This window comes from Nocardioides sp. (assembly GCF_036405735.1).
Classification (GTDB): domain Bacteria; phylum Actinomycetota; class Actinomycetes; order Propionibacteriales; family Nocardioidaceae; genus Nocardioides.
Genome location: NZ_DASWXC010000048.1, coordinates 1 through 5,254, shown reverse-complemented (window position 1 = coordinate 5,254; position 5,254 = coordinate 1). Strand labels below are relative to the sequence as shown.

At 70.5% G+C, this 5,254-nt stretch carries 6 protein-coding genes and 1 pseudogene; 3 read left to right on the top strand and 4 right to left on the bottom strand.

Going from position 1 to position 5,254, the window contains the following annotated elements:
- Positions 1-62: 62 nt before the first annotated feature.
- The 3 genes from VGE38_RS07270 to VGE38_RS07260 all read right to left on the bottom strand — a co-directional run bounded on the left by VGE38_RS07270 (position 63) and on the right by VGE38_RS07260 (position 1,752).
- On the bottom strand, positions 63-755 hold the full coding sequence (locus VGE38_RS07270) for a GNAT family N-acetyltransferase (RefSeq protein ID WP_331141866.1): 693 nt from the start codon (positions 753-755) through the stop codon (positions 63-65).
- Positions 756-837: 82 nt separating this feature from the next.
- Complete coding sequence (locus VGE38_RS07265) at positions 838-1,056, bottom strand: hypothetical protein (RefSeq protein WP_331141865.1); 219 nt, start codon at positions 1,054-1,056, stop codon at positions 838-840.
- A 90-nt stretch (positions 1,057-1,146) separates the two neighbouring features.
- On the bottom strand, positions 1,147-1,752 hold the full coding sequence (locus VGE38_RS07260) for a TetR family transcriptional regulator (RefSeq protein ID WP_331141864.1): 606 nt from the start codon (positions 1,750-1,752) through the stop codon (positions 1,147-1,149).
- 205 nt (positions 1,753-1,957) lie between these two features.
- On the opposite strand from VGE38_RS07260, the gene VGE38_RS07255 reads away from it, so the two are divergent.
- Genes VGE38_RS07255 through VGE38_RS07245 form a run of 3 tightly spaced genes read left to right on the top strand, consistent with a single transcriptional unit; the run spans position 1,958 to position 5,077 of the window.
- Positions 1,958-3,223: a glycosyltransferase family 4 protein gene (locus VGE38_RS07255; RefSeq protein ID WP_331141863.1), complete on the top strand. Its 1,266-nt coding sequence runs from the start codon at positions 1,958-1,960 to the stop codon at positions 3,221-3,223.
- Positions 3,210-3,962, top strand: a complete 753-nt coding sequence (locus VGE38_RS07250) for a class I SAM-dependent methyltransferase (protein WP_331141862.1) — start codon at positions 3,210-3,212, stop codon at positions 3,960-3,962. Before VGE38_RS07255 ends, VGE38_RS07250 begins: the two co-directional genes overlap by 14 nt.
- Positions 3,959-5,077 (top strand): prenyltransferase/squalene oxidase repeat-containing protein, encoded by a 1,119-nt coding sequence (locus tag VGE38_RS07245; RefSeq protein WP_331141861.1) that lies wholly within the window; start codon positions 3,959-3,961, stop codon positions 5,075-5,077. Before VGE38_RS07250 ends, VGE38_RS07245 begins: the two co-directional genes overlap by 4 nt.
- Here VGE38_RS07245 and VGE38_RS07240 read toward each other — a convergent pair.
- Positions 5,053-5,254, bottom strand: a pseudogene (locus VGE38_RS07240) (class I SAM-dependent methyltransferase); the annotation flags it as partial. The gene VGE38_RS07245 and the pseudogene VGE38_RS07240 overlap by 25 nt on opposite strands.

The window sequence follows — 5,254 nt, the reverse complement described above, 5'->3', positions numbered from 1 at the left end:
CAGTATGCACGAGTGGTTCGCCCATGCTTGCTCCGGCGGCAACGTGACCCGAGGGCGAGCCTCTAGTCAGGCACCCGCGAGCCGTGGAAGACCACGTCCCGGCGGACGGTGAAGCCCAGACGCTCGTAGAGCCCACGAGCGGCGGCGTTGTCCGAGGCGACGTGAAGGAAGGGGCGTTCGCCGCGGGCAAGGACGTCGGCCATCAGCTCGGTGACCAGGCGTGCGGCGTACCCACGACCACGGGCCTCGGGAGCGGTGCGGACCGCGCTGATCTCCGTGAAGCCGGGCGGGTGCAGGCGTTCGCCGGCCATGGCGACGAGGGTGCCGCCGTCGCGGATGCCGACGTAGCGGCCCATCTCGATGGTGCGGGGCCAGAACGGACCGGGGGAGGTGCGGTGGGCCAGGGCGAGCATCGCCGGCACGTCGGCCGGGCCGAGCTCGTCCATGTCCGGTCCGCCCGCGGGAGCCGGGCCGACGGCCGCAGGTCCAACCATCTGGACGCCGGTCAACGAGAAGACCGGCGGCCAGTCGGGTGGCGGCTCGGCGGGGGAGCTGAACAGATCGGCGAAGCCTCCAGGCCCGAGCAGCCAGGCGAGGTCGTCCCAGTCGGCCGGGCCAGGGGAAGCCGGGACCGCGACGAACGTCGCGACATCGGGGACGTACGCGAGCGCGTTGCCGTGCCGGCGCGCCAGGTGGGTGTGCGGGCCACGGAGCGAGGCGCCGACGGGGTCGTCGAGCGCTGCGGTGTCAGGCAAGGCCCGGGACTCGCAGCGTGGCGGTGGTTTCGAGGCTCGTCGCTGGCGCTCCTCGCACCTCAACCACCGCGCTCGGCGTGCGTCAGAGCTTGGCCATCTTGTGGAACGGGCGGGGGACCCGGACGGTCTGGGCGCCGAAGTTCACCATCACCGCGCTGGAGTCGACGTGGGTGACGCGACCCATCCCGTGGGAGTCGTGGTTGACGAGATCCGCGACCTCGAACTCCGGGACGATGGGCTCAGGATCGGGTCGGAAGGGGCTGCTCGCCAGGTGGCGCGGGGCCCGTGCGTGGTTCGTCATCACGACCAGTATCGCAGGCGAAAGCGCCAACAGCGATTGGACCGTGCCAATCCTGGGCAGCCGGCCACGTAATCCGAAGGCGCGGAGCCGTCAGTCGCGCAGCAGGAGCTTGACCGCGACCTCGATCTGCTGACCGGTCTCGGCGGCGGAGTTGCGGCCGGTGACCCAGCCGACGAGTGCGGAGAGCCAGACGTCACCGATCACCTTGGCGATCGCGACGTCCTCCTCGGTGACCTTGTCGTGGTCGTCGGGGCGCATCACGCGGATCAGCATCGAGGTGAGCAGCATGCCGACCTGGTGGATCTCCGCCGCCACCGAGGCGTCCGCGAACATGAACGCGCGGGTGAGGGCCTCGGTGAGCTTGGGGTCGCTCTGCATGCCGCGTGTGGTGCGCTTGAGCACGCTGATGACGCGCTCGGCGGTGGTGTCGCCCTCGATCGGGCGGTCGCGCAGCGCGACCTCGGTGCGCTCGAACTCGCGCTGGAGAGCCGAGACGAGCAGGTGGATCTTGGAGGGGAAGTAGCGGTAGAGCGTGCCCAGCGCGACGTCGGCCTGCTCGGCGACGGCGCGCATCTGTACGGCGTCGAAGCCGCCCTGCGAGGCCAGCGAGATCGTCGCGTCGAGGATGCGCTTGCGGCGGTCGCGCTGAGCGGCAGAACCCAGGTCTTCGACGGCCAACGAGTTGGCGCTGCTCACAGGGACCCCCTGACGGGTTGGAAGACGATCGGGACGACCCCGGTCCGCTCGAGTTTAGAGACTGGCGACTGCCCGTTGCATATCGGCGGCTAGGCTACCAACGCGTAGTCTAAAATAGGAACACGTTCCAGTTCGTCCGGCACGGCGTGTCCCACGCATCCGGCCAACCCTCCGGCACCGTCGGGGGACGAGAGAGAGGGTGCGGATGCGGGTCGCACTGTTGTCCTACCGGAGCAAGCCCCACTGCGGCGGTCAGGGCATCTACATCCGGCACCTGAGCCGCGAGCTCGTCAACCTCGGTCACTCCGTGGAGGTCTTCTCGGGCCAGCCCTACCCCGAGCTCGACGAGGGCGTGACGCTCACCAAGCTCCCGAGCCTGGACCTCTACCGCGAGCCCGACCCGTTCCGGGTGCCCAAGCTCAAGGAGTTCCGCGACCGCATCGACGTCGAGGAGTTCGCGACGATGTGCGCGGCCGGGTTCCCCGAGCCCAAGACGTTCAGCCTGCGCGCCGCCCGCGCCCTGCGCGACCGGGTCGACGACTTCGACATCGTCCACGACAACCAGGTGCTCGGCTACGGCATGCTCGAGATCGAGAAGATGGGGCTGCCGCTGATCACGACGCTGCACCACCCGATCACCTTCGACCGCCGCATCGACATGGCCGCCACCCGCAACCCGTGGCGCAAGTTCACCCTCAGCCGCTGGTACGGCTTCTTGAAGATGCAGGGCCGCGTCGCGCGCCAGGCCCGCAAGATCATGACGCCCTCGGAGACCTCCAAGCGCGACATCGTCAAGGACTTCGGCGTCGATCCGGCGCGCATGCAGGTGATCCTGCTCGGGGTCGACGACAACTTCGTCCCGCCGACCAAGCCCCGCGTCCCCGGCCGCATCCTCGCGATGGCCAGCGCCGACGCGCCCATGAAGGGCATCGCCACGCTGCTCGAGGCCTTCGCCAAGCTGCGCACCGAGCGCGACGTCGAGCTGATCCTCGTCACCAAGCCCACGCCGGGCGGTCGCACCGAGAAGCTCATCGACAAGCTCTCGATCGGCGACTCCGTGCGCTTCGTGCACGGCGTCAGCGACGACGAGCTCGTCGAGCTGATGGGCTCGGCCGAGGTCGCCTGCGTGCCCTCGCTCTATGAGGGGTTCTCGCTGCCGACCGCCGAGCTGATGGCCTGCGCGACCCCGCTCGTGGTGTCCCGCGCCGGCGCCATCCCCGAGGTCGTCGGCCCCGACGGCCTCTGCTCCGACCTGGTCACCCCGGGCGACGTGGGCGAGCTGACCGCGGCGATCGCGGCGCTGCTCGACGACCCCGAGCGCCGGGAGCGGTACGGCGCGGCCGGCCGCGCCCGGGTCGAGGAGCTGTTCAGCTGGCGCGCCGTCGCGCAGAAGGTCGCGGCGGCGTACGAGGAAGTGATCGCGGACTACGAGTCCGAGAAGCAGAAGGAGACTGCACGTGCTGACCGTTGACTTCGACCGACTCGGCCTCCAGCCGGGTGAGCGGGTGCTCGACATGGGTGCCGGCGGTGGCCGGCACGCGTTCGAGATGTACCGCCGCGGTGCGGACGTGGTCGCCTTCGACATGGACGCCGACGAGCTCGCCGGCGTGCTGGAGATCTTCGGCGCGATGAAGGAGAACGGTGAGGTGCCCGAGGGCGCCAGTGCCGACATCAAGCAGGGTGACGCCCTCGAGCTGCCCTTCGCCGACGGCGAGTTCGACCGGATCGTGGCCGCCGAGGTGCTCGAGCACATCCACCGCGACGTCGACGCCATCAAGGAGCTCGTGCGGGTGCTGCGCCCCGGCGGCACGCTGGCGATCTCGGTGCCGCGCTGGCTGCCCGAGGTCATCAACTGGCGGCTGTCCGACGACTACCACAACGCCCCGGGCGGCCACATCCGCATCTACACCGACCACGAGCTCATCGACAAGGTGACCAAGGCCGGCAAGTACAACGACGGCGAGCCCGGCGACGCGATGATCTTCGAGGGCAAGGACTACGCCCACGGCCTGCACGCGCCGTACTGGTGGATCAAGTGCGCGGTCGGCGTCAACAACGACGAGCACGTGCTGGCCCGGACCTATCACAAGCTCCTGGTGTGGGAGATCATGAAGGCGCCCCGGACGCTCCAGGTGGCGAGCAAGGTGCTCGACCCGCTGATCGGGAAGAGCATGGTGCTCTACTTCCGCAAGCCGGTGGGCGGCCGGTGACCGGTCGCCTGGCGCGCGTCCCGTACGTCGAGGGCATCCTCACCGCCGAGCAGGTCGCGGAGACCGCCGCGTCCATCGTGGCGATGCAGGAGCCGTGGGGAGCCGTGCCCTGGACCGTCGGCGAGCACGTCGACATGTGGAACCACGTCGAGGCCGCGATGGCGATGCTCGTCGGCGGCGAGGTCGAGGCCGCCGAGCGCGCCTATGCGTGGATGCCCGCGCTGCAGCGCGAGGACGGCTCGTTCCCGATGAAGATCGTGAACGGCGTCCCCGAGGACGAGCGCGGCGACGTCAACATGACCGCCTACCTCGCGGTCGGCGTGTGGCACCACTGGCTCGTGCGCCGCGACATCGCGTTCGTCCACGAGTACTGGCCGGTCGTGCGCGCCGCGCTGCACTGGGTGGTCTCCCAGCAGGTCGCCTGGGGCGGCATCAACTGGACGCCGACCGAGGACTTCTGCCTGCTGACCGGCAACTCCAGCATCTACCACTCGCTGCGCGCCGGCGTGGCGCTCGCCGACCTGCTCGACGACCCCCAGCCGGAGTGGGAGCTGGCCGGCGGCCGTCTCGGGCACGCCGTGCGCGAGCACCGCGACCTGTTCGCCGACAAGTCGACGTACTCCATGGACTGGTACTACCCGGTGCTCGGCGGGGCCGTGCGCGGTCGCGCCGCCACCGACCTCCTGGCGACCCGCTGGGACGAGTTCGTGGTGCCCGGCCTCGGCATCCACTGCGTCGACTCCAACCCCTGGGTCACCGGCGCCGAGACCTGTGAGCTCGCGATGGCGCTCGACGGCCTCGGTGACCACCGCGGGGCGCTCACGCTGCTGGCCGACATGCAGCACCTGCGCGAGAGCGACGGTCGCTACTGGACCGGCTGGGTGTACGGCGAGCCGGCCAACGCACCCGAGGGGGAGCCGCGCAACGTCTACTGGCCGGTCGAGCACACGACGTACACCGCCGCCGCCGTCATCCTGGCCGTCGACGCGCTCGGTGAGGTCGCCGGCCACGGCACCGCCGGGTCGGGGATCTACCGCGGCACCTCGCTGGCGCCGCACTTCCGCGAGCTCGGGCTCGAGTGCGGCTGTCCTCAGCCGACCGGCTCGCCGGCCTGACCCGAGGTCCGCCGCAGCACCCGCATCGAGCCCAGTGCCTCCACCTCGGTGAAGGCGCCGCTCTCGAGCGCGCGCAGGAAGACGTGGTACGGCGGCTGCCCGCCGTCGGCCGGGTCCGGGAACACGTCGTGGATCACCAGCAGGCCGTCGCGCATGAGCCAGTGCGCCCAGCCGGAG